Source organism: Niveispirillum sp. CC-CTL257 (assembly GCF_059489915.1).
The window spans coordinates 2,920,114-2,942,795 of the sequence record NZ_JCAJXE010000001.1; the positions used below are offsets into that span (position 1 = coordinate 2,920,114).

Sequence of the window (22,682 nt, forward strand, 5' to 3'; positions counted from 1 at the left end):
CCTTTATCCCCAACGCCCCGCGCGCAGGGCGCGGGCGGGTTCAACCGTCGCATGCAGATCGAAGGCGTGATGGACCAGCGCTGTGGCCATGTCCGCCTCCAGCGGCTTTGCGAACAGATATCCCTGCGCCCGGTCACAGCCCATCTGGCGCAGCACCGCCTCCTGTGCCTCGGTTTCCACGCCTTCGGCCACGACCCCGAATTCCATAATGCCCGCGATATGCAGGATGGCGGAAACCAGGGCCACACCCTTGTCGTCACGCGACATGGCAGTCACGAAGCTGCGGTCGATCTTGATCGTGTCCACCGGCAGGTTCTGAAGATAGGCAAGCGAGGAATAGCCCGTGCCGAAATCATCAATGGCAAGCCCGATCCCGAGATCGCGCAGGCCTTGCAGGATAGCGATAGCCTCTCCCCCCTGCCCGATCAGACCGCTTTCGGTGATCTCCAGACGCAGCCATTCCGGGCGACACTCCGTCATCTCCAGCACGCCCGTCACCCAGCGCACGATATCCAGACGCGACGGGTCCAACTGATAGGGCGACAGATTGACGGAGATATAGAGCGGGTTGTCCAGCCGGTGCCGATTCCACCGCGCGATCTGGCGACAGGATTGCACCAGAATATGGTTGCCCAGCGGCACGATCAGGCCCGTTTCCTCCGCCACCGCCACAAAGGTGGTAGGCGGAATGGGGCCGTGCTCGGCATCGGTCCAGCGGGCCAGGGCCTCGAACCCGGCCAGCTCACCATCCGCCAGCCGCACGATGGGCTGGAACACGGGCCGCACGCCATTGCTGAAATAAATGGCCTGACGCAGCTTGTCATAGATGACGTGGCGTTCAGTCAGGCGTGCCCGCATGGCGGCGTCGAAAACCCGCCGCCCTCCGCCGCCCGCCGTTTCTGCCTCCGCGCTGGCGATCTCGGCGTCGCGCAGCAGGGCGGCGGCATCGCCACCACCATCGGCACTGGGCACCACGCCCAGGCTGGCCGTCACGAACATTTCCCGTCCCGAAACGGACAGGGGTGCACGCAGCGCGTCGCGGATCGCATGGGCCAGATCATCAACGCGGGCGGCCCCCTGGTCAAAGGACAGCACGGCGAATTCGCCCGTATCAATACGGCCCAGAAGATCGTCCGGCGGCACGCAATCACGCAGGCGGCGGGCAACGGCGGCCAGCAGGGCGTCGGCATCCGCCTCGCCCAGCGTCGCCTTCAGGGCGCGGAAACGATCCAGACCGATAACGGTGACGGTGGTCTCCGTCTCCACGCCCAGCGCCTGCTGCAACGCATGCAGCAGATGCGTGCGGTTGGGCAGGCCTGTCACCCGGTCAAAATTCGCCATGACATGCAGCTGCTGCTCTGTCCGACGGCGGTAGATCTCCGCCTGCCGTTCGGCCAGCAAATGGTGCAGCTCCTGCGCCACCTCCAGTTCGGCATGGCTCCACGCCTCGCCAACAGCCCGCAGCAGCACAACCATGCCATCCGGCACATCAATGCCCAGCACGGCCCCGTGCCAGACGATACCTTCGCGCCGTGCGGCACCTTCCAGACCCAGCTGTTCCTGCCAATGGGAAAGGGGGGCCAGATCATGGCTGGCCCAATGGCTGCCCTCAATCCCGGCCACGGCCCCTGCGTGGGGCAGCACCTCCCGGATCACGGGATAGGCTGCGATCAGACCGTCGGTCAGCTGCACCCCCTGGCGCAACAGCCGGCCCAGCCGCGTCAGGCCGCGCGCGGCGGCCGTGCGTGCGGCCAGGGCGGTACGTTCTTCCAGGGCGGCCACCTGTGCCGCCACAATCTCGCCCAACGCCTCGCACAGGGCGCGGATGGAAGGGCTGACGGCGTAGGCGTCGTTGCTTTCACACCAGAGATAGCCCCAGAGCCGACCACCGACCAGCAGGGTCACCGCCAGGACGCCGCGCACATCACGGCGCAGAGCGTGCCCCTGGAACAGGCGCGTCGGGTGGCGCAGGCTGGCGCGGCTGAGATCGACCGGCACGCCCGTATGCGGATTGACCGCCGGCACCAGCGGGACGGGTTCCGCCTGCATATCATGCACGACGCGGGCACGGTTTAGTTCCAGCAGGGTCGTTTCCAGTGGCCGCAGCGGCACGAAGCCGATATCGGCCCCTGGACCCGGCCCCGATGCATTGGCGGCGGCCAACACCTGCACCGATCCGTGTTCCGGCATGCGCACCAACAGCACCCGGTCATAGCCCGTGAGGCGGTGAAGGTCCTTTACGACGGATTGGGCCAGATCGGTGATGCTGGAAATATGGCGATACCGTCGGATCGCAGCGCCGAAGCCGGCAGTGATCAGGCCGGCATCGCCCAGAGGGGCCGCCGGTTCCATTTCCAGGATCAGACCGCCCGCGTCCCAATGGCCATGGGCAATCAGGCGCAGCCTTTGCCCGTCACGGTCAAGACGCAGGGCCACGGGACCAATGGCGTCCGCCCCCGCCTGCGCAATGGCCCGGTCCAGCGCACGCGCCGCGATGGGCCCCAAAAGATCAGCGACGGTTCGGCCCAGCGCCTGTTCCACCGGCATGCCCAGCAGCCCGGGCAGGTTGGCACCGGCCTGCACCAGCCGGCGGTTGCCCGCATCCAGCACCATCAGCCAGCCATGCGGCTGCACCAGATCCAGGCGTTCACCGGATGCATCACCACCCGCCGCGATCAGCGACTGTGGGGCGGACCATCCATGGACGGGAGGAACCAGCATCAGGGTCAGGACCAATGTTCGGAGAGGGGAAAACCGGAAAAAGAGAAAAGCAGGGAACGAAACACCCGTCGGTGCGGAAGATCACATAGGCATTGAGGCGTTAATATTGCGTTGAGGCGTGGCGGTAATTGCGCTGTGTCAAAAGGCAACGACAGGAAACAACATGCCGTGGCCGTATCCGAATTGGCAACATCGGAATTGCGAGCCTGAGGTAGCCCGCTCGCACCGGCATTGATCAAAAGCGGCAAAGGACCTAGCTTATTGATCCGCAGCGAAATTGCGTCCGGCGCCTGGGACGTGATAACGATAATGGCAAAAGAATGTTCAGGCTCGGAGTTTGCCCGGACCATGTGGATCGAATGCTTTGTGCCAGCTAATATATCGGATGCGCCCCACGCATCGCCGGTGGCTGGTGCTATGGGTCCGTCCCCTGATCGGGGATGGCGGAGTGCGCGATGCTAGGCTCCCTTCTTCGTCGTCTGACTGGCCAGCGTTCCGAACCGCCCCGCCCCGCCCCGGCCCCGCCGGTGGTGGAGGATGTGGTTGTCGAAAGCCCGGCCACCGATGGCCCGGTCGAACCGGAATTGCAGATGTCCAGCCTGGAGGCACCCCTGCTTCCCGGTGGCCCGGGGAAAAGCCCGGTCTTCTCCTCCCGCGCTGTCCGCGACGCCACCGTGGTGACCGGAACCATCGAGTCGCTGAACCGATTCGTGACCGGTCAGGATGTGTTGGATGATCTGACCTGGCGGCTGGAAAGCCTGACGGCGGATCAGGTAAATTTCCTGCAACTGTCCGCAGAACCCGGTCTGATCCAGCGCGCCCAGGCCCGCAGCGAGATGCTGAAAGGTGCAAAGGCCGCGGCCCTGCGCAAGCTGTTGACCGATCTGGCCGGCGGCGCCATTCCAGAACCGGCCAGCCGCAGCACCCCGCTGGTGCCGCCCAACGCGCCGATCCTGCCGCCGCTGACCTCGCTTCAGCCACGCCTGGGGGAAGGGACGACGCCCGCCATGCCGACCCTGGGTCCGGCCAACCCGTTCCCGCCCGGCCCCGGCACGCCCAGCCTGACCACAGCCCCGCCGCTGGCGTCCAAACCCATTCCCCCGGCCCCGGCCAAGCCTGTAACGCCCACACCCGTTCCACCCAAGCTGCTGACCGCCGCACCGCCCACTGTGACGGATGCAAAGGGACCGGAGACGAAGCCGGCGGAACCAACGCCGGCAGAGGTCAAGGCACCGGACGCCAAACCGGCGGAAGCGAAGCCGGTTGACGTTAGGCCGGTTGACCTGAAGCCCAGTGGTTTGAAACCGACGGAAGCCAAGGCACCTGAACCGAAGCTGGTGGAACCGCCGGCACCGGCGAAGGTGGTGGAACCGGCTCCCGCCCCGGCGCCGAAGGCGGCGATATCGCCGCCCCCTGACCCGGTGCCCCCACCACGCCCTGAACCCGCCAAGGTACAGGCCGAACCACCGCGCCCGGCACCAGCGGCCCCGCCGCCCCCGGACGCCAGTACCCTGCCCCGCCTGGGCCGTCAGGATGCTGAGGCGCGTCGCGCCCGCCTGTTGGCTTCTTTGAACGACACTCTCTCCTCCAGCGAGGCCGCCCCATGAGCATGCCGTCCAGCGACACCACCGACGCGCGCAAGCCGGTGGAGACGGGGGCCACAGGCGCACCCCTGACCGGGGAAGTGCAGGACAGCGTCGATCCGTTCGATTATGCGGAAACCATCGTCCGCGATCTGGCCCACCATGTCGGCTCGCGCCTGCGCGATTTCCGGTCCGATCTGGCCGCCATGCATTCGGCCGTGGTGCAACTGCCGGAAACGATGAAGATTAATGCCCTGGGGCAGAGCATCCAGGAGCTGCGTGAACGTCTGGCCCATCTGACGGGCGTGGTCAGCCAGCAGGTGACCCGCTACCCGGAGGAGTTGGATCGGGTTGCACGGTCAGCATCAGAACTGCTGAACCGCGTCGCCGGCCTGGAAAGCTGGATCGCGGCGGCACGCCAGACCATGGCGCAGGGGGGAGAGGGGCCCAACCTGCCCCTGCCAACCGGCGGCTTTGTCGGCCATGACCAGTTCGAAGCCATCATCGGTCAGGTCCATGACAGCATCCTGCGCGTCGTCGGTGCCGTCCGCGACCTGCAGCTGGATGTCCGCGATATCCGCAGCGATATCCGCAAGACCCCAGCGGGAGAGGCCCCTGCCGCAGCCGCACCGGTTGCCGCCAGCCCCGACCATGGCCCAGCCCTGGCGGAACTTTCGCGCCGTCTGGCCGCGCTGGAAAACCGCCCTACTCCCGCCAGCGGTCAGGCCCTGGCCGATCTGGAACGCCGCCTGAAGGTGCTGGAGGATCAGCCCGCTGCCGAAGCGCCGGTCCCGACCGCCCCGGCGGTTCCGCCCGCCCCCGTGGCGGCCGCCCCGGTACAGCCGGATGTGGCGGCCCTGGTGTTCGGTGCCTGGCACCGCCTGTCGCTGCCCACCGGTGACAAGGCCCTGACGCAGACGGTGGAAGCGGTGCTGTCCACCCTGTCGCGCACCTTCGATCAGACGGTGCGGTCACCGCTGGTGGCCAAGGGGTCGGGCATCGTTGCCGTCGCCACTGCCACGCGCGGCGGCGTGCCCGTCACGGCCCTGCTGGCGACCGAGGATCTGTGTGGCCGGACCTGGACCCTTGGTGCCGATGCCGCCGACATGGCCGCCCCCGCCGACGGGGACAAGCCGGCAGCGGTGCGCACGCCCTGCTGGCGCGCCCTGCTGGCCGCATCGGCCCTGGTGGAACAGCAGCAGCCGGGCGGCAAGGTGCTGCCGCTGTTGGTCTATGGCCATGGCAGCATCGACAAGCTGCCGTCGCGCGACGACATGAATGCCCATGCCGGCAAGCTGGGTGTCTCGGCGGCGGCAGAACGTCTGCTGGTCATCGGCGCACCGGACCAGTCGGGCCATACCGGCTTTGCGCAACCGCGCGACCTGATGTCTGCGCTGACCGATCTCGGCCTCTGATCCCGCCATGGGGCGCATCCTGGTCACGGGCTTCGCGCCCTTCCTGGGCCATGCCGTCAATCCTACGGCGTGGCTTGCGGAACGGTTGCATGGCGGTACCGTGAATGGGGCCGATATCGTGGGGGTGCGGTTGCCCGTCACCTTCTCCGGCGCGGTTCCGGCCCTGATGGCGGCGGTGGCCGAACACAGGCCCGAAGCGGTTGTGATGTTCGGTCTGGCCTATGGCACCGACCTTATCCGCCCCGAACGGCTGGCGCTGAACCTGGATGACGCCACCGCCCCCGACAATGACGGGGTGGTTCGCAGCAACCGGCCGATCGATGCGGGCGGTCCCATGGGCTATTGGTCGTCCCTACCGCTGGATGCCATTATTGATGATCTGGAGGAAGGCGGGTTCCCCGTGAAGACCAGCCGCGATGCCGGCGGCTATATCTGCAATCACCTGTTCTTCGGGATGCGCCATGCACATCCAGACCTGCCCGCAGGCTTCATCCATGTGCCGCCCTTCCCAGACGGGCTGAAGCATGAAGATCGCGGCCATCGCACGGGCATGGAACCGGCCCGTCTGGAACAGGCCGCCCACATCATCCTGGCACGCGTGGCCGGGAAGTGACGGACGGACCTGCCCTCACTTTTTATAGGCCAGCCGCAGATTGCCCCAGCGGCGACCCGCGACGATGATGGGGGTATCGACCTCCTTCATACGTACCACCTGCCCCCCACCCATGTCGCGCATATAGGCCTGCATCAGGAAGGGACGGCTGTTGCGGCTTGCCGCCATGCCGGCGCGATCGTCGAAGATACGGCGATTGCGGCTGTGCCCCATGTTCCAGTCACGGTCGCCGGGCCTCTGTTCCTCGCTGAACTTACGGTTATGGGTCGGCAGGTATCCGATGGTGGTGACGGCGGCACAAAACTGCACCGCCGGGTCCAGCGCCAGGACAGGTTCCTGGATGGCGGGGAACAGGGTATCGGTCAAGGCCGTGAAGGGGGCGATGAACTGCTCCGGGTCCGACCCCGGCACCAGACGCAGTTCGGTGGAGAACAGGTCATCCTCGCTGATCCGGCCGGCAGCCAGCGCCTCTGACAGGGCGACACCCAGCTTGGTTGCCGTATCCTGGGCCGCTGTGACGAACATCGACTCGGCATTGACCAGCTGTTGCACAAAGCTGTTCAGCGCCTCCTGTTCCTGCGTCCGGGGTTCGAAATTCACATGAAGACCCAGGTCGCTGGCCCCGACCACACGGGCGGACAGGGTTCCCAGACCGGCCAGGGTTATCTGCGCCCGCACGCCGGGGTCCGGTTTCAGGTCGGGCGGAAGGGTCAGCAACGCCCCGTCCACCGACAGATCCAGCACACGGATATCCCAGCTGTGGCCCCCGGACATCAGACGGGCCGGCAGGTCGGTGGGGATACGGTCATTCCCGCGCCGGTCGCCCGCCACCGATTGCCGCAGCGTCGTCAGCAGCCGGGTCCGCAGGGCCGAGACGGACCGCTGGGTATCACCCACCCGCGCCTGCACTTCGCCTGTCACCTGACTGGCCTCGTCAACATCGCCGCTGATCTTGGCGACACTCTGGGAAACCTGAGAGGCGCCACTGGCAGATTCCTCGGCATTGCGGCCGATCTCGGCACTGGCAGCGGACTGTTCTTCCACGGCGGCGGCGGTGGCCGTGGCGGTGTGGTTGATTTCCTCCACTACGCGGATCACGGCATTAATACCGTCCACGCTGCCTTCGACGGCGGCATGCACCGCCTCGATCCGCTTGGCGATATCCTCAGTGGCGTTGCGCGTCTGGTTGGACAGGCTTTTCACTTCCGATGCGACGACCGCAAAGCCCTTGCCGGCGTCACCAGCACGCGCCGCCTCAATGGTTGCATTCAGGGCCAGTAGGTTGGTCTGCTCCGCGATCTCGGCGATCAGGCCGACAACCGCCCGGATTTCACCAGTGGCTTCCGACATGCGGGAGACAGCATCCTGGGCGTCGCGGGCGCTGGCGACAGCGCGGGCCACGACCTGATTGGACAGGCTGGCCTGCCGGGCAATCTCGGTCCCCGACGCGCCCAACTGTTCCGTTGCTGCGGCCACATTCTGGGCATTGGCGGAGGTTTGTTCAGCGACAGACGACAGCAGTACGGCATTCTCCCGCACCGATCCGATAGCATAGCTCAGTTGGTCCATGCCGCCGACCACGCGCTGACAACTCTGTTCCACACCCTGCCAGGTGGCGATCAGGTCGGTTTCGATGGCGTCGCAGGTTTCCAGCAGGCGCTGGCGCGTCTCGGCCCGTGACTTCGCCTCGATCACCTGCCGCTCCTCTTGCGTATAGGCCAGTTTGGCACGGGTGGCTCGCAATTGGCCAAACACACCCTTGAACTCCCGGGCTTCCGGCATGGGGATCGGCTGATCCATCCGGCCCGTTGCGATGGCATCAAAGGCCGCGCGCATCGCGGCCATGGGCCGGCGGATGGTCAGTAGCAGCCACAGGCCAGCGGCAACCGTTACGGCCAGACCAAGGATGCCGATAACCGACTGCGCCACAAGCAGGAAACCATGCTCCCTCTCGCTCTCGGCCAGGGCTTCCGGTCCGTGGGCCAGCTGAAGCTCAGCCAGCTGGCTGATGATGTCGGAGACGGGGTCGATGGTCTGATACAGCCTCTCCTTCACCAGCATGTCCAAGGCGGCGCGGTCCTGGGCCTTCATGGCCGCCTGGAGTGCGTCCACGGTTCGGTCCGCTGCCGTCAGCAGGGGCGTGACCTTGGCAATCAGAGCGCGTTCATCATCATCCATGTCCGACCCGGTGAAATCGCCCCATTCCCGGCGGATATCGGCATGGGCCTTGTCGATGGACCTGATGCCTTCTTCCCAGCTGAAATTGCCGTTGCGGACCTTGTGCGAGGCATCCACGATGAAGACGGCATAGGCATCCGACACGACCTTCAGCCGGCGCATATGCACGACCGCTTCCTCGTTCAGATGTGCGATACGCTCGTGCCCGTCATCGGCGGCCTTCATGCCAACCCCGCCAATGACCAACTGCAACAACAGCATCAGGGAGAAGACCAGGATCAGACGGCCGCGGACGGAGTTGAACCAGTGCCGGGCTGTGGCCAAAGCGCCCGTTGCCTGCACAGCACCACCGCGCACCTGTCGGTTACCGGCATTTCCGGCCCGCATGGCGGCATAAAGCCCCTCGGCTGCTGCAACATCCGCGCGCGACGGCTTGGACCGGATGGAGATGTAACCCGTGACCTGCCCATTCTCCACTATCGGGGTGACATTGGCCCGGACCCAATAATGGTCCCCATTCTTGCACCGGTTCTTCACCAGACCTTCCCAGGGCCGACCCGCCTTCACCGTGGCCCACAGGTCGGCGAAGGCCTCTTTCGGCATGTCGGGATGGCGGATGACGTTGTGCGGCGCGCCCAACAGTTCCTGTTCGGAAAAACCGCTGATGGCAATGAAAGCGTCATTCACAAAGGTTATGCGGCCGCCCGTGTCGGTCTTTGACACCAGCAGATCGCCATCCGTCATCTCCACTTCCCGGTTCGTCACGGGACCATTGCTGCGCATGCCGGCTCCATGGGGCATTTTCCGGATGGGCAATAGTTGGTTCCAAGTGGATACGAAGAAAATTGGTTTTTCAGAAAATCAAACCGCTTCAGCTTCGATACTTCAGAACCAAGTCGCCCCCATACCAGGATATGATTATCTGTATCAGCCATACATCGGTGATAGTGGCCTTCACGATGACTGATGTATGGCGTATCTGAGCTGAAAATTACGGAAATCTATTAAATACGCCACGGGACCGTACCTATCCTGCTGGATAGTGTGCCCAGACAAATCACCCCAGCAGTCGGGCCAGCACGGCATTCAAGCGTTCCCGCCCGTCGCGCGTAGCGGCCAGGACCGGCCCGCGCTGTTCCAGCATGCCGTGACGGATCAGGCTGTCCAGACGGGCCGGGTTGATCCAGTCGGTCAGTTGCTTACCGGTTTCCGCTGTCAACCGGTGCAGCGATACGCCTTCCGACAGGCGCAGGCCCATCATCAGCATCTCCGTCAACCGGTCCGCATCCGCTACCGGTTCGAAGGGTTTGGCACCGCTACCCACCGCCAAGGTCCGGTCCAGCCAGACCTCCGGCGCGCGGTGCGTGCGAGTGGCGACCTTGCCCTGGTCGGGCAGAGTCAGGCGGCCATGCGCCCCCGGCCCAATGCCGACATAATCGCCATAACGCCAGTAGGTCAGGTTATGGCGGCTCTCCTCGCCCGGCCGTGCATGGTTCGACACTTCATAGGCGGGCAGGCCGGCACTCTCCAGCACGTCCTGGGTCACCGCATACAGCTCGCCCTGCACCTCCTCCTCCGGCAGCACCAGTTCGCCACGGGCATGCAGGGTGTGGAACTGCGTGCCTTCCTCGATGGTCAGTTGATAGAGCGACAGATGCCCCACGGCATGGTCCAGGGCGCGGGCCAGTTCCTCCCGCCAAGCCGCCACCGTTTGCCCCGGTCGGGCATAGATCAGGTCGAAGCTGTAGCGGGGGAAAATGGCGCGGGCCAGACCGATGGCGGTCAGCGCCTCATCCGCCGAATGCCTGCGGCCCAGCGCCTTCAGATCGGCCTCGTTCAAGGCCTGAATACCCAGGCTGACGCGGTTGACGCCAGCGGCGCGGAAGGCGCGGAACTTGTCGGCCTCCACGCTGGTCGGGTTGGCCTCCAGCGTCACCTCTGTCCCGGCGGGCAGGCCCCAGCGCTCATCAGCCCGTTTCAGAATGGCTTCCACGGTGGAGGGGGGCATCAGGGATGGGGTGCCGCCGCCGAAAAAGACGGAGGTCAGGGTACGGCCCGGCGTCAGGTCGGCGAAATGATCCAGTTCCCGCAGCATGGCCTCGGCCCAGCGCGGCTGATCCACCTTTTCCCGGACATGGGAATTGAAGTCGCAATAAGGGCATTTGGACGCGCAGAACGGCCAATGCACATACAGCGCGAAACCCGGATCGGGCGGGGTGGTCATCTCACTCTCTTCCTTGTCCGGCGCGGGCCCTATTCCAGTACCTTCGCCTCAAACCCGCAAAGATCACGGACGATACAGGCGGGGCAATCCGGCTTGCGCGCCTTGCAGACATAACGCCCGTGCAGGATCAGCCAATGGTGCGCGTTCAGACGCCAGTTCTTGGGCACGCGCTTCAACAGGGCCTGCTCCACCGCGTCCACATCCTTGCCCGGTGCCAGACCGGTGCGGTTGGAGACGCGGAAGATATGGGTATCGACGGCAATGGTCGGCTCCCCGAAGGCGGTGTTCAGGACGACATTGGCCGTCTTGCGCCCCACGCCGGGCAACTCCTCCAGATCCTCCCGCCGCCTCGGCACCTCGCCACCATGCTTCGCCAACAGGATTTCGGACAGTTTGATGGTGTTGGCGGCCTTGTTCTTATAAAGGCCGATGGTCTTGATATGGTCGCGCACCACCGCCTCGCCCAGGGCGACCATGGCCGCCGGATTGTCGGCCTTTTCAAACAGGGCGCGGGTCGCCTTGTTCACGCCGACATCGGTCGCCTGTGCCGACAGCACGACGGCGACCAGCAGGGTATAGGGGTTGGAATATTCCAGTTCCGTCTTCGGCTCTGGATTGGCCTCCGACAGGCGGCGGAAGAATTCGTCGATGGCGGCGCGCTTCAATGGGGTACATCCGGCGGTGTGGGGCTGTTGCTACCATAATCGGCGGGACAGCCTGTCGCAATCGCCCCACCTTGCCGTGCCTCCGTCTGCATCCTATCGTCTTTGCCATGAATGATGCGGTCGCCCCATCAACCGATGGCACGGTCCTGTTCCGGGCCGTGATCCATCCCCATCGCAGCCTGAGCCCGGCGGGCTTCCGGCGCCTGATGTGGTGCGTCGGCGCGTTGAGTGTGGGGACAGGACTGGCATTCTACCTGTCCGGGGCCTGGCCCGTCATCGGCTTCATGGGCGTCGATGTTGCTATCCTGTACTGGGCCTTCAAGGCCAGTTACCGCGGCGGCAGCGCCTATGAAACGGTGGAGCTGACCGACCAAGCCCTGACCGTCGAACGGATCGATCCGTCGAACCGGCGGCAGGTCTGGACTTTACCGCCCGGATGGTTGCGCGTGCATCTGGATGAACCGCTGCGGCCCGACAGCCAAATCACCCTGACCAGCCATGGACGGCATCTGGTGGTGGGCAGTTACCTGTCACCCGATGAACGCCGGGATTTCGCCGACGCCCTGCGCAACGCTCTGAAACACTGGCGCGGCGTCAGGTGATGGCGTCCAGCTGTTCGTCCGACAGGTATCCCGGCACGACGGTGACGGGGATGCGCAGATTGCCTGACATCTGACCCACGACGAAGCTGATCAGCGGGCCAGGACCACCCCGCCCTGTGCCGGCGGCCAGCACCAGGATGGAGATGCTGGGTTCCTCCTGGATCAGTTTCATCAGCTGCTCGCTGGCCTGCCCGTCACGGATATAGAGCATGGGCATGGAGCCGGCGATATCCACCACCTCCTTGGCCAGCCGCTGCATCAGCTGCTCTGCCTCTTCCCGCTGCTCCTGCTTCATCAACTCCTCAATGGCGCCCCAATGCTGCAGCTCCGACGGCGGGATGACATGCAGCAGGGCGACCTTACCCCCCGTGGTGCGGGCGCGGCGGGCGGCGTAATGCAGGGCGACGGTCATTTCCTCCGTCTCGTCCACGACGACCAGGAAGATGCGTGTCTTGTCGGTCATGGCTGCCTCCCCCCGAAGGCCGTTATGATTTTCGGAAAACGATCCCGGCCAGCCAGCCCGATGTCACGGCCAGCATGATGCCCAGGATGGCGTAGAAGACGGAATTGCGCTGTGCGAATTCAAAGACATTGGCGGAGAAGCCGATCTTGGACACCAGCAGCGGCGTGGTCTGCGCGCTGACCACATCGCCGTCGCGGATCAGAAAGACCGATGCGGTATAGGTGCCCGTGGCCACATTGGCCGGGAAGAAGATGCGGGTGCGGAACAGGCGCTGCCCCAGGAAGGAGACCTCGCCCACCTCCGTCGTATAAAGCCCCGCCCGTTGCTTATTGCGGATCAGGGCGGCGCGGAATTCGGCCAGCTTTTCCGGCGGCAGCTTCACCTTCTCCGGCAGCAGGCGAACATAATCCAGCCCGATCTCATGCCGTTGCAGGACCGATGGCGGCACCACCCCGTCCAAAGGTGCGGTCACCGCGACATTGTAATAGGCGGGCACGCGGGCGAAGGCCACATCCTCCACATTCATCCAGATGCCGGCCACGCGGTCCTTGCGCCGCACCGTCACCTCACCCTCCGGCCCTTGCACCACGACGGCAACATCGCCATCGCCATCCACGGCACCGAACAACACCACATCGGTGCCCGTGAAGCCCGTGGTGATGGCGATCAGGTGGCTGGACAGGTCGGCGACCAGCGACTGCGCCCAGGCGGGCCGCGCCGCCTGCCACAGGCAGAAACCGGCCAGCAGGGCCATGGGCACGGCCAGAAGGCGGCGGGTCCGGCCTGTCATGTCATCACCGGCAGGGTGATGGAGAACAGATCCTCCGGCCGCACAATCAGATCCACGGCCAGCTTCACGGCCACCGCCAGCACCATCAGGGCCAGCAGGGCGCGCGCCTGTTCACCACGCAGCTTGGCCCCGGCCCGTGTCCCGAATTGCGCCCCGATGACACCGCCGACCAACAACAGCAGGGCCAGCACGATATCCACGGTCTGGTTGCCCACTGCCTGCAGAAAGGCCGCCAGCCCCGTGGTGAAGATGATCTGGAACAGCGAGGTGCCGGCCACCAGGGCCGTCGGCATGCCCAGAATATAGATCATGGCGGGGACCAGCAGGAACCCGCCGCCGATCCCCATGATCGCCACCAGCACGCCGCCGACAAAGCCGATGAAGGCCGGCAGCAGGGCCGAGATGTAGAGGCGTGAGCGCGGGAAGCGCATCTTGAAGGGCAGGCCATGCAGCCAGGTATGGTGATGCAGCTTTGACCGCGCCGGCACCCCGCGCCCCTTCACGATGGCCCGCACGCTTTCCGTCAGCATCAGCGAGCTGACCGTGCCAAGGAACAGCACATAGGAAAGCGAGATGACGAGATCGATATGGCCCAGCTTCTGCAACAGGCCGAACAGCCAGACGCCCAGGCCGGTACCGATGGCCCCGCCGATCAGCATGACGCCGCCCAGCTTCACATCGACATTGTTGCGCCGCCAATGGGCCAGCACGCCGGAAACCGACGCGCCCACCAGCTGATTGGCCTGGGTGCCCACGGCCACGGCGGGCGGCACGCCGATAAAGATCAGCAGCGGGGTCATCAGAAACCCCCCACCCACCCCGAACAGCCCGGACAGGAACCCCACACCCCCGCCCAGCATCAAGATCAACAGGGCGTTGACCGAGAGTTCGGCGATGGGAAGGTAAATCTGCATGATCCCGTTCAGATCCCGTGGGAGGCCGGGTGGCGACAAGCGCAGTTATGGTACCGACTTTCACCGGCACGGGGAAGCAAATGCATCCGGCAAAAGGATAATTCACCGTCGGACAGGTGCTTCGCGCGCCCGGAACCAGCCCATTGGGGCTTTCCCGCGCGCGCGATTGCCGCTATATGGGGGACGTGGTTGGCGTCCGTAGCTCATCAGGATAGAGCGCCGGTTTCCTAAACTGGAGGCAGCAGGTTCGAGTCCTGCCGGGCGCGCCACGTTCCCTCATCTCATCCTTTGTCAGGCCACTGTGAAGCCCGCGTTCACGATGGGCAAAGAACGCAGCCTTTTCCCCGTAGCGGCGAAGATGGCGTTACAAACCGCCGGGGCCACCAACGCCGTGGACGGCTCTCCCAGGCCGCCCAGCGCTTCCCCCGCCTCGACAAAATGCGTCTCCACAATCGGCGCATCGGCGAGGCGCAGCACCGGGTAATCGTCAAAGTTGCCTTGGCGCACCTTGCCGGCGTCCCAGTTGATCTGACCCGACAGGGCGGCAGACAGGCCGTACATGATGCCACCTTCGATCTGGGCACGAGCATTGTCAGGATTGACCACGGTCCCGCAATCCACGGCGCAGACGATCCGGTGTACGCGCAACCGGTCGCCGATGGCGGAGATTTCTGCCACCTGCGCCACGACGGATCGGAACGGGTTGCCAATCGCGATGCCATGGAACCGGCCAGAGGGCAAGGGACGCCCCCACCCAGCCGCTTCCGCCGCCCGTTCCAAAACGCGCAGATGCCGGGGCCGGGAGGCCAGCAACTGACGGCGGTAGGTCAGGGGATCAATGCCGGCAGCGTGGGCCGCCTCATCAATGAAGCTTTCCAGGAAGAACAGGTTATGGGAGTTGCCCACAGATCGCCAAGGACCTGTCGGCAGCCGCACCTCCGCATCGCGGTAACGTATGTCGCGGTCACCCAGCCCATAAACGGTTCGGTTGATCCCCTCCACCGACAGGCGGTCGACCCCATCCTTCACCTGCATCAAAGGCGGGAAATAGGGCGGCATAGCGCGAATGGCCGAGGGTGATGCCAGCCGGGCCGTGAATGACAGCGGATGTCCATCCTTGTCCTGGACCAGCGACAGGCTGGCGGCAGCCGGCGGGCGCATGGCCGCATCATGGCGGATATCCTCCTCCCGGCTCCAGATCAGCTTCACGGGTGCGCCCGTTGCCTTGGCGATCAGGGCGGCCTGCGCGATGTAATCCTGGAAGACCCGCCGCCCGAAGCTGCCACCGCAGGGCAGGGTGTGGACACGGATGCGGTCCGGCGGCAAGCCCAGCAACGGGGCCAGCATCGGGGCCACAAGCACCGGGAACTGCGCAGAGACCCAGATTTCGGCGTCGCTTTCCCGCACATGCACGACGGCTGTCAGTGGTTCCATGGCGGCGTGGGGCAAGTAAGGCACATTGTAGTCCGCCGTCACGGTGCGCACGGCACCGGTTTTCGGTGCGCCATCGCCAGTGACCTCAACCTTGGCATCGGCATTGGCAAGGGCGTCGGCCAGGGCGGCGGCGATCGTCTGATCGTCCCAACGCGCCATCGGGCCGTCATCCCAGCGGGGGGTCAGCAGATCAAGACCCTTGGCCGCCGGCCAGTAACCGGTCGCCACGACCGCCACGGCGTCGGGCAGCCTTACCACCTTGCGGACGCCAGGCACGACAAGAGCAGGTGCCTCGTCCACTTCCAGCAGTCGGCCGCCCGGCACAGGGCATTGGCGGATGGTGGCGGTCAGCAGGCCGGGCAGACGGACATCCATGCCATAAACCGCCTTGCCCGTGACCTTGTCAGGAATATCCAGACGCGGGCGCGCCTGCCCGACATGGCGATAGGCGGTCGCTGGCCGCAACGGCACATCCGTCGGCACCGCCAGCCGCATGGCGGCATCAGCCAGCCTTCCATAGGGCAGCTCCCGCCCACTGCCTGCGTGCCTCACCTTCCCATCGGCACCAACGCACTCCGTCACGGGTACGGACCAGACAGAGGCCGCGGTCATTTCCAGCATCCGCCGCGCGGCCGCGCCAATGCGGCGTAGATGGTCGAACTGCCCCACCACAGTGGCGCTGCCGCCCGTGCCCATGCCGCCGAAGAACGGGTGAGCCATGGCGGGCACCGGCTCGCCCATTACGACCCGCACCGATGACCAGGGCACATCCAGTTCTTCGACGATCAGCTGCGCAACGACGCTCATGGAGCCTTGGCCCAGTTCGGTCGCATTGGATGTGACAGTCACGGTTCCATCGCGTGCGATGCGCAGCCAGGCGTTGGGCGGTGGCACGGGGGCGGGGGCTGGTGCCTGCGCCTGGGCGGGCAGGCCTGTGGCATGAAATCCGATGACCAGCCCGCCAGCCAGGGACACCGCGCCCTTCAGTACCGACCGGCGGTTCAGGGATGCTTGCGACATGATGATTTCTCCGATGCGGTCAGGCCAGACCGGCAGCGCGTTTGATGGCGCGGCGGACGCGGGGATAGGTACCGCAGCGGCAGATATTGGTCATGGCGGCTTCGATGTCCGCGTCGGTCGGTTTCGGCGTCTCTGTCAGCAGCGCCACGGCGGCCATGATCTGTCCAGACTGACAGTAACCGCACTGCGGCACCTGCTCATCGACCCAGGCCTGCTGCACCGGGTGCAGACGATCCCTACCAAGCCCTTCGATCGTTGTCACCTTCTGGCCAGCCACACTGCTGGCCGGGATGGAGCAGGAGCGGGTGGGAACCCCATCGATCAGGACCGTGCAGGCCCCGCACTGCGCGATACCACATCCGAACTTCGTACCTGTCAGGCCGGCCTCGTCACGCAGGGCCCAGAGCAGCGGCGTATCCTCGGCCGTGTCAAAGCGTTGCTTTCGACCGTTGATGGTGATGGTGAACTCCATGGAACTTCCCGTCGCGAGTTGGTAGCGTGCGGCAGTAACAGGAGCGGCGGTGCCATCCCGGCAAGCGCGACTTCGCGATCGGCACAATGATTTCGTGGGTGACATACCGTGACATTGGCGCGGACATTTCTGCGGACGGCGTCACCGGCGCGCAACGTGCTCATGGCCTTAGCCATCGGCCTGTTGCTGAGCCATATAGCTCCCTTCCAGACTGGCAATTTACCGGGTCCCGTCCGCTACGGCTATTGGGTGGGGCTTACCCTGCTGAACTGGCTGATGGTGGCGACCATCCTGGCGGCTCTGGGTCAATGGCGTCCCCGTCTGGCGCCTGCCATCGCCGGGTTTGCTGCAGGTCTGCTGGCTGCCATACCGCTGACCTTCGCTGTTATCTGGCTGGAGACCTATCTGCGTGGTCTGAAGGCTCCATCGCCCCTGACGCTGATCCGGCTGTATCGTGACGTGGCGCTTCTGGCCGTCGCCATCGTCGTGCCAGTGCATCTGGTCCGGGGGTTTGTCTTCACGCGGCAGATGACAGCCACACCAGAAGCAGCTCCGCCCGACGAACTTCTCGCAGCAGAGGTGACGCAGGCTGGGGTCTCCTCTTTGCCTGTTGCACCCGGAGACCGACTGCTGGCCCTGTCGGCGGAGGATCATTATCTGCGGGTGCATACCGAACAGGGTAGCACCCTGATCCTGCGCCGGCTGGCCGACGCCATCGCGGAACTGCCGGCCGATGCCGGCCGGCAGGTACACCGTTCGCATTGGGTTGCGCAGGCCGCTGTGCAACGGGTGGACCGGGACGGCGCGCGCCTTGTTCTGGTGCTGACCAACGGGTTACGAATCCCCGTCAGCCGAACCTACAGGCTGGCGGTACAGGAAAGTGGCTGGCCGCAGGTGGAAGGGTCCCCCTGACAGGCGGTTGTCACCGCCGTCCCCCGGCCCGTCTGGGTGCGGCACCCCAACCCCGGCGGCTGTCCTCGTCAAACAGTTCCGCCAGCTTTTCCATCATGGTGCCACCCAGTTGTTCGGCATCGATGATGGTGACGGCGCGGCGGTAATAGCGGGTGACATCATGGCCGATGCCGATGGCCACCAGTTCCACCGGGCTTTTGGTTTCGATCCAGTCGATGACGGCGCGCAGGTGCTTTTCCAGATAGGAACCGTTATTGACTGACAGCGTGCTGTCATCCACAGGCGCGCCGTCGCTGATCACCATCAGGATGCGGCGCTGTTCGGGGCGGGCCAGCAGGCGCTGATGCGCCCACATCAGGGCCTCACCGTCGATATTCTCCTTCAGGATGCCTTCGCGCAGCATCAGGCCCAGATTGCGGCGCACCCGGCGCCAGGGCGCATCCGCCCCCTTATAGATGATGTGGCGCAGATCGTTGAGGCGGCCCGGCTGCGGCGGCTTTCCAGCCGCGATCCAGCGTTCGCGCGATTGCCCGCCTTTCCAGGCCCGCGTCGTGAAGCCCAGGATCTCCACCTTCACGCCACAGCGTTCCAGGGTACGCGACAGGATGTCGGCGCTCATCGCTGCGATGGAGATGGGGCGGCCACGCATGGAGCCGGAATTGTCGATCAGCAGGGTGACGACGGTATCGCGGAAATCCGTCTCATTCTCCCGCTTGAAGGAGAGCGGCACCGTCGGGTTGATGACGACGCGGGCCAGACGCGCCGCGTCCAGCATGCCTTCTTCCAGGTCGAACTCCCATGACCGGGTCTGCTTGGCCAGCAGGCGGCGCTGCAACCGGTTGGCCAGCTTGGAGATCACGCCCTGCAAGTGCTGCAACTGCTGATCCAGCATCAGGCGCAGGCGTGTTAGTTCATCCGGGTCGCAAAGGTCGGCGGCGTCCACCACCTCGTCAAACGCGGTGGTATAGGGCTTGTAGGCACCGGCGTCGGGTTCGTTGCGGGCGCGTTCGGGGCGCGGCTGCTGACCGGGATTGCCCGGCTCCTCCGATCCCTCGCCCTCGCTCAGCTCGCCCTCTGCCTTCTCGCCATCCTCACCTTCGGCAGCCTCTTCGGAGCGGCGCTGCTGTTGCTGCTCCTGCATTTCCTGCGACTGATCCTCGCCGGATTGCTGCTGGCCGCCCTGGCTGTCCATTTCCTTGTCGCTATCGCCGGCATCGGGGCTTTCAGGCGCGTTATCCTGTTCGCCCTCATCGCTTTCCGGTTCGGCGCCCACTTCCATGTCCATATCGGACAGCAGACGGCGAACAGCCTTGGCATAGGCGTCCTGATCCTCCATGACGCCCGACAGGGTATCCAGGCCCGTCCCCAGCTTTTCGGCCACCTTCTGTCGCCACAGATCAATGGCGGCGCGCGCACTTTCCGGCGGGGGCGCCCCCGTCATGGCCTCCCGCGCCAGCAGGCGCAGAACGTCGGGCACCGGCACCTGTTCAGGGTCGTTCAACCGGTCAAAGCCCGCCTTGCGGTACTTTTCTTCAAGGTTGGCGGCCAGATTCCCCGCCACGCCCTTCATCTGGGTGGCACCGATGGCTTCCACCCGCGCCTGTTCCAGCGCCTCATAGGACAGGCGGGCCTGTTCACTGACCGGCATGCGGTTGGCATGGATAAGAGCGTCGTGATGGCGCAGCCGCAGGGCCGCAGCATCCGCCGACCCACGCACATGCGCCAGTTCACGCGGATTCAGATCGCGCGGCGGCAGTGGGACGCGAACCCGCGTGCCCGCGACACCTGCCGGTTCGGAAGAGAAGCCGACCACCAGATCCTTGCGGTCCGCCAGGGCCCGCACGGTGGCGGTGGTGGCGCGCTTGAAGGTCTCAAGGGGGCTTTCCTGGGTCATGATCCGTCACTGTTCCATCCGCCCGCATCGACAGGGCGCACGGCAACAATAACGGATGGGTGTGATCATACCCAACCATTTTGCCGGGGTCGCCTATCCGTCCCGCTCATGCCGGACGGCGGGAAGCGCCTACTTGGGTGTCTTGATGGCAGCGTCATTACGCTGCATCTGCTCGGTTTCTGCCCGCTGCTGACGGTAGAACTCATCCCATTCCGCCTTGGTGCGGCACACCTTCTTGGCGGCGAGACGGCTTCCCGTCTCCTTTTCCTTCTTGCAGATCTGCTTGTCGGCCTCTGAAGAAACCGCCGGGGCCTGGTTACCGCCGGATTGCGCATGGACCAGCGTAGCGGGCAAGGCCGTCATGACCGCCACCACTACAAAGGATACAATTCCGCGCATGTGCTTCCTCCCTTATCAATGGAATTGCCCAGGCCCGGTACTGTCACGTCCGATGGACAACGACGGGGGCGGCAAACCGCCCCTGCCGTCGATACGGACCGCCCCATCGCGGCCCGCCATCGCGCGACATGCGATCAGCCCTTGGGCGTCTTGATCGCCATATCGTTACGCTGCATCTGCTCCGTCTCGGCGCGCTGCAGGCGGTAGAATTCGTCCCACTCGGCCTTGGTGCGGCAGACCTTCTTCTTGGCCAGACGCGTGCCCGTCGGCTTCTCGCCCTTGCAGATTTCCTTATCGGCATCGTCTGCGGCAGCAGCGTTGGCAGCAGCGGCAGGCGCGTCCCCCGCCGGTGCGGCCTGGGCCATGGCAATACCGGCCACGAACGGCTGGGCGGCCAGCACCAGGGCGGCCAACCCCAATCCAAACTTCTTCATCGTCGCATTCTCCAAAGTAACAATACATGCCCCAATACATATGCTAACGGATAATTGATGCTTCGGCAATTGCCGTGCCGCAACCATTCTATAATACGAAAGGCAGAGTGGAGCAGCTGAATGGATAAACTGGATGTTAATCGGATTGATTGATTGCATATTTGCAAATAACTAGCTGACAAAAAAGGCGGCCACATCGTTGATGCAGCCGCCTTGTAAATCTTCAGATTTCTATGCTTAGACGAGCGTGCCCTTAAAGGCACCCGTCGGCAATTCCTGGCCGAAGCAACGCTGATAATATTCCGCGACGGTGGCGCGCTCGACCTCGTCACACTTGTTCAGGAAGGAAACACGGAAAGCAAAACCAACATCGCCGCCGAAAATTGCCGTGTTCTGGGCCCAGGTGATGACGGTACGTGGGCTCATCACCGTGGAAATGTCACCAGCGATGAAGCCGCTGCGGGTCATTTCGGCCAGACGCACCATGGCGGCCACGGTGCCGCGCCGTTCATCGGTATCGTAATCCGGTACTTTGGCCAGGATGATCCGCACCTCGTCGGCATGCGGCAGGTAATTCAGCGTCGCCACGATGTTCCAGCGGTCCATCTGGCCCTGGTTAATCTGCTGCGTGCCGTGATACAGGCCCGTGGTGTCGCCCAGGCCAACAGTGTTCGCGGTGGCGAACAGGCGGAAGGCCGGGTGTGGGCGGATGACCTTGTTCTGGTCCAGCAGGGTCAGCTTGCCTTCCAGTTCCAGCACGCGCTGGATCACGAACATCACGTCGGGGCGACCGGCATCATATTCGTCGAAGACGACGGCGCAGGCATGCTGCAAGGCCCAGGGCAGGATGCCTTCGCGATATTCCGTCACCTGCTTGCCATCGCGGAGCACGATGGCGTCCTTGCCGATCAGGTCGATACGGCTGATATGGCTGTCCAGGTTGACGCGGATGCAGGGCCAGTTCAGGCGGGCTGCGACCTGTTCGATATGGGTCGACTTGCCGGTGCCATGATAGCCCTGGATCATGACGCGCCGGTTATAGGCAAAGCCGGCCAGGATGGCCATCGTCGTCTCGCGGTCGAAGCGATAGGCCTTGTCCCGTTCCGGCACATGTTCCGTTGCGACGGAGAAGGCCGGGACACGCATGTCGCTGTCGATGCCGAAAACCTCGCGCACGGACACGGTGATGTCGGGCAATTCGGGATGGGTGGCCGTGCTGTTGGAAACCATGTCGGGTGCCATTCTTGCGCTGCTTCTGATCTCTGATGCCGGGGTCTGTCAGGCCTGATCGGACTGCTGTCCGCCAAAGGCGGCCTTAAGTGTTGTGTAGGCCTGGTTGATGGATTTCAACCGTTCTTCCGCCTCTTTCGCCCCGCCATTGGCGTCGGGGTGATATTGTTTGGCGAGCTGGCGGTAGCGGGCTTTGATGGTGGGAAAATCTGCGTCAGGGGGCAAGTCCAGCGCCATCAGCGCCTCTTCCTCCGGCGTGCGGGCCTTGGGCCGGGGCGCACTGCGGCGGGTCTCGCCCTCCTCGCCCGACCAGTCGGCACCGAACGCGAAACCACCATTGAATACCTTGTCGCGGGCGCGCTTCTCACGCGAACGCCAGTCGCCCATGGGCCAGGACGGGCGCTGCCAGGTTGTATCCTGGCGGACATGGCGCTCAATCTCGTCCTGGCTCATGCCGGCATAGAAGTCCCACGACTTGTTATAGTCGCGGACATGATCCAGGCAGAACCAGAAATAATCGTTCAGCTTGTCCCGGCCCTTGGGTGCCCGATGTTCCCCTGCCTCCCGACAGCCGGGATGGTCGCACGCGCGCAGATGGGCGCGCGGTGCCTCCCGGTAGTCGAAGGAAAGATTGGGCCGGTTCTTCTGCATAGCCGGCAGAGTATGGGTGGCAAGCACGACGCTGACAAGGACGCCGATAACGCGCGTTCCCGGTTGCG

General features: G+C 64.8%; 19 protein-coding genes and 1 tRNA gene. 6 read left to right on the forward strand and 14 right to left on the reverse strand.

The window, feature by feature from the left end; translation table 11 throughout:
• Window positions 1–3: 3 nt before the first annotated feature.
• On the reverse strand, window positions 4–2,721 hold the full coding sequence (locus ABC729_RS13690; RefSeq protein ID WP_495608106.1) for an EAL domain-containing protein: 2,718 nt from the start codon (window positions 2,719–2,721) through the stop codon (window positions 4–6).
• A 455-nt stretch (window positions 2,722–3,176) separates the two neighbouring features.
• Between ABC729_RS13690 and ABC729_RS13695 the strand changes: the two genes are divergently transcribed.
• From ABC729_RS13695 to ABC729_RS13705, 3 genes are read left to right on the forward strand one after another with little or no spacing between them, the layout of a single operon-like run.
• Window positions 3,177–4,328 (forward strand): hypothetical protein, encoded by a 1,152-nt coding sequence (locus tag ABC729_RS13695; protein ID WP_495608107.1) that lies wholly within the window; start codon window positions 3,177–3,179, stop codon window positions 4,326–4,328.
• The gene (locus tag ABC729_RS13700) at window positions 4,325–5,719 is read left to right on the forward strand and encodes a hypothetical protein (protein ID WP_495608108.1); all 1,395 of its coding nucleotides are present in this window, start codon (window positions 4,325–4,327) and stop codon (window positions 5,717–5,719) included. The genes ABC729_RS13695 and ABC729_RS13700 overlap by 4 nt, the downstream gene beginning before the upstream one ends.
• Window positions 5,720–5,726: 7 nt before the next feature.
• Window positions 5,727–6,332, forward strand: a complete 606-nt coding sequence (locus tag ABC729_RS13705; RefSeq protein WP_495608109.1) for a pyroglutamyl-peptidase I — start codon at window positions 5,727–5,729, stop codon at window positions 6,330–6,332.
• Between the two features lie 15 nt (window positions 6,333–6,347).
• Here the strand turns inward: ABC729_RS13705 and ABC729_RS13710 are convergent, their stop codons facing one another.
• The 3 genes from ABC729_RS13710 to nth all read right to left on the reverse strand — a co-directional run bounded on the left by ABC729_RS13710 (window position 6,348) and on the right by nth (window position 11,399).
• Entirely contained in the window at window positions 6,348–9,293 is a 2,946-nt protein-coding gene (locus ABC729_RS13710; protein ID WP_495608110.1) for a methyl-accepting chemotaxis protein, read from the reverse strand.
• A 274-nt stretch (window positions 9,294–9,567) separates the two neighbouring features.
• Window positions 9,568–10,734: a radical SAM family heme chaperone HemW gene (hemW, locus tag ABC729_RS13715; RefSeq protein WP_495608111.1), complete on the reverse strand. Its 1,167-nt coding sequence runs from the start codon at window positions 10,732–10,734 to the stop codon at window positions 9,568–9,570.
• 29 nt (window positions 10,735–10,763) lie between these two features.
• Window positions 10,764–11,399, reverse strand: coding sequence for an endonuclease III (gene nth, locus ABC729_RS13720; RefSeq protein WP_495608112.1), 636 nt, complete (start codon window positions 11,397–11,399; stop codon window positions 10,764–10,766).
• A gap of 107 nt (window positions 11,400–11,506) precedes the next feature.
• On the opposite strand from nth, the gene ABC729_RS13725 reads away from it, so the two are divergent.
• Window positions 11,507–12,001 carry a DUF2244 domain-containing protein gene (locus ABC729_RS13725; RefSeq protein WP_495608113.1) on the forward strand — a complete coding sequence of 165 codons (495 nt, stop codon included), beginning with the start codon at window positions 11,507–11,509 and terminating at the stop codon, window positions 11,999–12,001.
• Here the strand turns inward: ABC729_RS13725 and ABC729_RS13730 are convergent.
• From ABC729_RS13730 to ABC729_RS13740, 3 genes are read right to left on the reverse strand one after another with little or no spacing between them, the layout of a single operon-like run.
• A complete protein-coding gene (locus ABC729_RS13730; RefSeq protein WP_495608114.1) occupies window positions 11,994–12,464 on the reverse strand; it encodes a universal stress protein in 471 nt (156 codons plus the stop codon). The two genes, ABC729_RS13725 and ABC729_RS13730, sit on opposite strands and share 8 nt — an antisense overlap.
• Before the next feature lie 22 nt (window positions 12,465–12,486).
• Window positions 12,487–13,254 carry a TIGR02186 family protein gene (locus tag ABC729_RS13735; RefSeq protein ID WP_495608115.1) on the reverse strand — a complete coding sequence of 256 codons (768 nt, stop codon included), beginning with the start codon at window positions 13,252–13,254 and terminating at the stop codon, window positions 12,487–12,489.
• On the reverse strand, window positions 13,251–14,168 hold the full coding sequence (locus ABC729_RS13740) for a sulfite exporter TauE/SafE family protein (protein ID WP_495608116.1): 918 nt from the start codon (window positions 14,166–14,168) through the stop codon (window positions 13,251–13,253). Before ABC729_RS13740 ends, ABC729_RS13735 begins: the two co-directional genes overlap by 4 nt.
• A 192-nt stretch (window positions 14,169–14,360) precedes the next feature.
• Between ABC729_RS13740 and ABC729_RS13745 the strand changes: the two genes are divergently transcribed.
• Window positions 14,361–14,437: transfer RNA gene (locus ABC729_RS13745), tRNA-Arg, on the forward strand.
• A gap of 22 nt (window positions 14,438–14,459) precedes the next feature.
• On the opposite strand, the gene ABC729_RS13750 is transcribed toward ABC729_RS13745, so the two are convergent.
• Both ABC729_RS13750 and ABC729_RS13755 read right to left on the reverse strand, forming a co-directional pair.
• Entirely contained in the window at window positions 14,460–16,622 is a 2,163-nt protein-coding gene (locus ABC729_RS13750; RefSeq protein ID WP_495608117.1) for a xanthine dehydrogenase family protein molybdopterin-binding subunit, read from the reverse strand.
• 19 nt (window positions 16,623–16,641) lie between these two features.
• Window positions 16,642–17,094, reverse strand: a complete 453-nt coding sequence (locus ABC729_RS13755; RefSeq protein ID WP_495608118.1) for a (2Fe-2S)-binding protein — start codon at window positions 17,092–17,094, stop codon at window positions 16,642–16,644.
• Between the two features lie 162 nt (window positions 17,095–17,256).
• Here ABC729_RS13755 and ABC729_RS13760 point away from each other — a divergent pair, with 162 nt between their 5' ends.
• A complete protein-coding gene (locus ABC729_RS13760) occupies window positions 17,257–18,006 on the forward strand; it encodes a LytTR family DNA-binding domain-containing protein (protein ID WP_495608119.1) in 750 nt (249 codons plus the stop codon).
• Between the two features lie 10 nt (window positions 18,007–18,016).
• Here ABC729_RS13760 and cobT read toward each other — a convergent pair whose 3' ends face one another.
• The 5 genes from cobT to ABC729_RS13785 all read right to left on the reverse strand — a co-directional run bounded on the left by cobT (window position 18,017) and on the right by ABC729_RS13785 (window position 22,641).
• On the reverse strand, window positions 18,017–19,900 hold the full coding sequence (gene cobT, locus ABC729_RS13765; RefSeq protein ID WP_495608120.1) for a cobaltochelatase subunit CobT: 1,884 nt from the start codon (window positions 19,898–19,900) through the stop codon (window positions 18,017–18,019).
• 129 nt (window positions 19,901–20,029) lie between these two features.
• Window positions 20,030–20,299: a hypothetical protein gene (locus ABC729_RS13770; RefSeq protein ID WP_495608121.1), complete on the reverse strand. Its 270-nt coding sequence runs from the start codon at window positions 20,297–20,299 to the stop codon at window positions 20,030–20,032.
• Window positions 20,300–20,433: 134 nt separating this feature from the next.
• On the reverse strand, window positions 20,434–20,733 hold the full coding sequence (locus tag ABC729_RS13775; RefSeq protein ID WP_495608122.1) for a hypothetical protein: 300 nt from the start codon (window positions 20,731–20,733) through the stop codon (window positions 20,434–20,436).
• A 237-nt stretch (window positions 20,734–20,970) separates the two neighbouring features.
• On the reverse strand, window positions 20,971–21,975 hold the full coding sequence (gene cobS, locus ABC729_RS13780; RefSeq protein ID WP_495608123.1) for a cobaltochelatase subunit CobS: 1,005 nt from the start codon (window positions 21,973–21,975) through the stop codon (window positions 20,971–20,973).
• A gap of 36 nt (window positions 21,976–22,011) precedes the next feature.
• Window positions 22,012–22,641, reverse strand: coding sequence for a J domain-containing protein (locus ABC729_RS13785; protein WP_495608124.1), 630 nt, complete (start codon window positions 22,639–22,641; stop codon window positions 22,012–22,014).
• Window positions 22,642–22,682 lie beyond the last annotated feature (41 nt).

Coding starts and splice junctions, on each gene's coding strand:
- ABC729_RS13690 (WP_495608106.1), bottom strand. CDS start 2,721: ATGCTGGTTCCTCCCGTCCATGGATGGTCCGCCCCACAGTCGCTGATC.
- ABC729_RS13695 (WP_495608107.1), top strand. CDS start 3,177: ATGCTAGGCTCCCTTCTTCGTCGTCTGACTGGCCAGCGTTCCGAACCG.
- ABC729_RS13700 (WP_495608108.1), top strand. CDS start 4,325: ATGAGCATGCCGTCCAGCGACACCACCGACGCGCGCAAGCCGGTGGAG.
- ABC729_RS13705 (WP_495608109.1), top strand. CDS start 5,727: ATGGGGCGCATCCTGGTCACGGGCTTCGCGCCCTTCCTGGGCCATGCC.
- ABC729_RS13710 (WP_495608110.1), bottom strand. CDS start 9,293: ATGCGCAGCAATGGTCCCGTGACGAACCGGGAAGTGGAGATGACGGAT.
- hemW (WP_495608111.1), bottom strand. CDS start 10,734: ATGACCACCCCGCCCGATCCGGGTTTCGCGCTGTATGTGCATTGGCCG.
- ABC729_RS13725 (WP_495608113.1), top strand. CDS start 11,507: ATGAATGATGCGGTCGCCCCATCAACCGATGGCACGGTCCTGTTCCGG.
- ABC729_RS13730 (WP_495608114.1), bottom strand. CDS start 12,464: ATGACCGACAAGACACGCATCTTCCTGGTCGTCGTGGACGAGACGGAG.
- ABC729_RS13735 (WP_495608115.1), bottom strand. CDS start 13,254: ATGACAGGCCGGACCCGCCGCCTTCTGGCCGTGCCCATGGCCCTGCTG.
- ABC729_RS13740 (WP_495608116.1), bottom strand. CDS start 14,168: ATGCAGATTTACCTTCCCATCGCCGAACTCTCGGTCAACGCCCTGTTG.
- ABC729_RS13750 (WP_495608117.1), bottom strand. CDS start 16,622: ATGTCGCAAGCATCCCTGAACCGCCGGTCGGTACTGAAGGGCGCGGTG.
- ABC729_RS13755 (WP_495608118.1), bottom strand. CDS start 17,094: ATGGAGTTCACCATCACCATCAACGGTCGAAAGCAACGCTTTGACACG.
- ABC729_RS13760 (WP_495608119.1), top strand. CDS start 17,257: ATGGCCTTAGCCATCGGCCTGTTGCTGAGCCATATAGCTCCCTTCCAG.
- cobT (WP_495608120.1), bottom strand. CDS start 19,900: ATGACCCAGGAAAGCCCCCTTGAGACCTTCAAGCGCGCCACCACCGCC.
- ABC729_RS13770 (WP_495608121.1), bottom strand. CDS start 20,299: ATGCGCGGAATTGTATCCTTTGTAGTGGTGGCGGTCATGACGGCCTTG.
- ABC729_RS13775 (WP_495608122.1), bottom strand. CDS start 20,733: ATGAAGAAGTTTGGATTGGGGTTGGCCGCCCTGGTGCTGGCCGCCCAG.
- cobS (WP_495608123.1), bottom strand. CDS start 21,975: ATGGCACCCGACATGGTTTCCAACAGCACGGCCACCCATCCCGAATTG.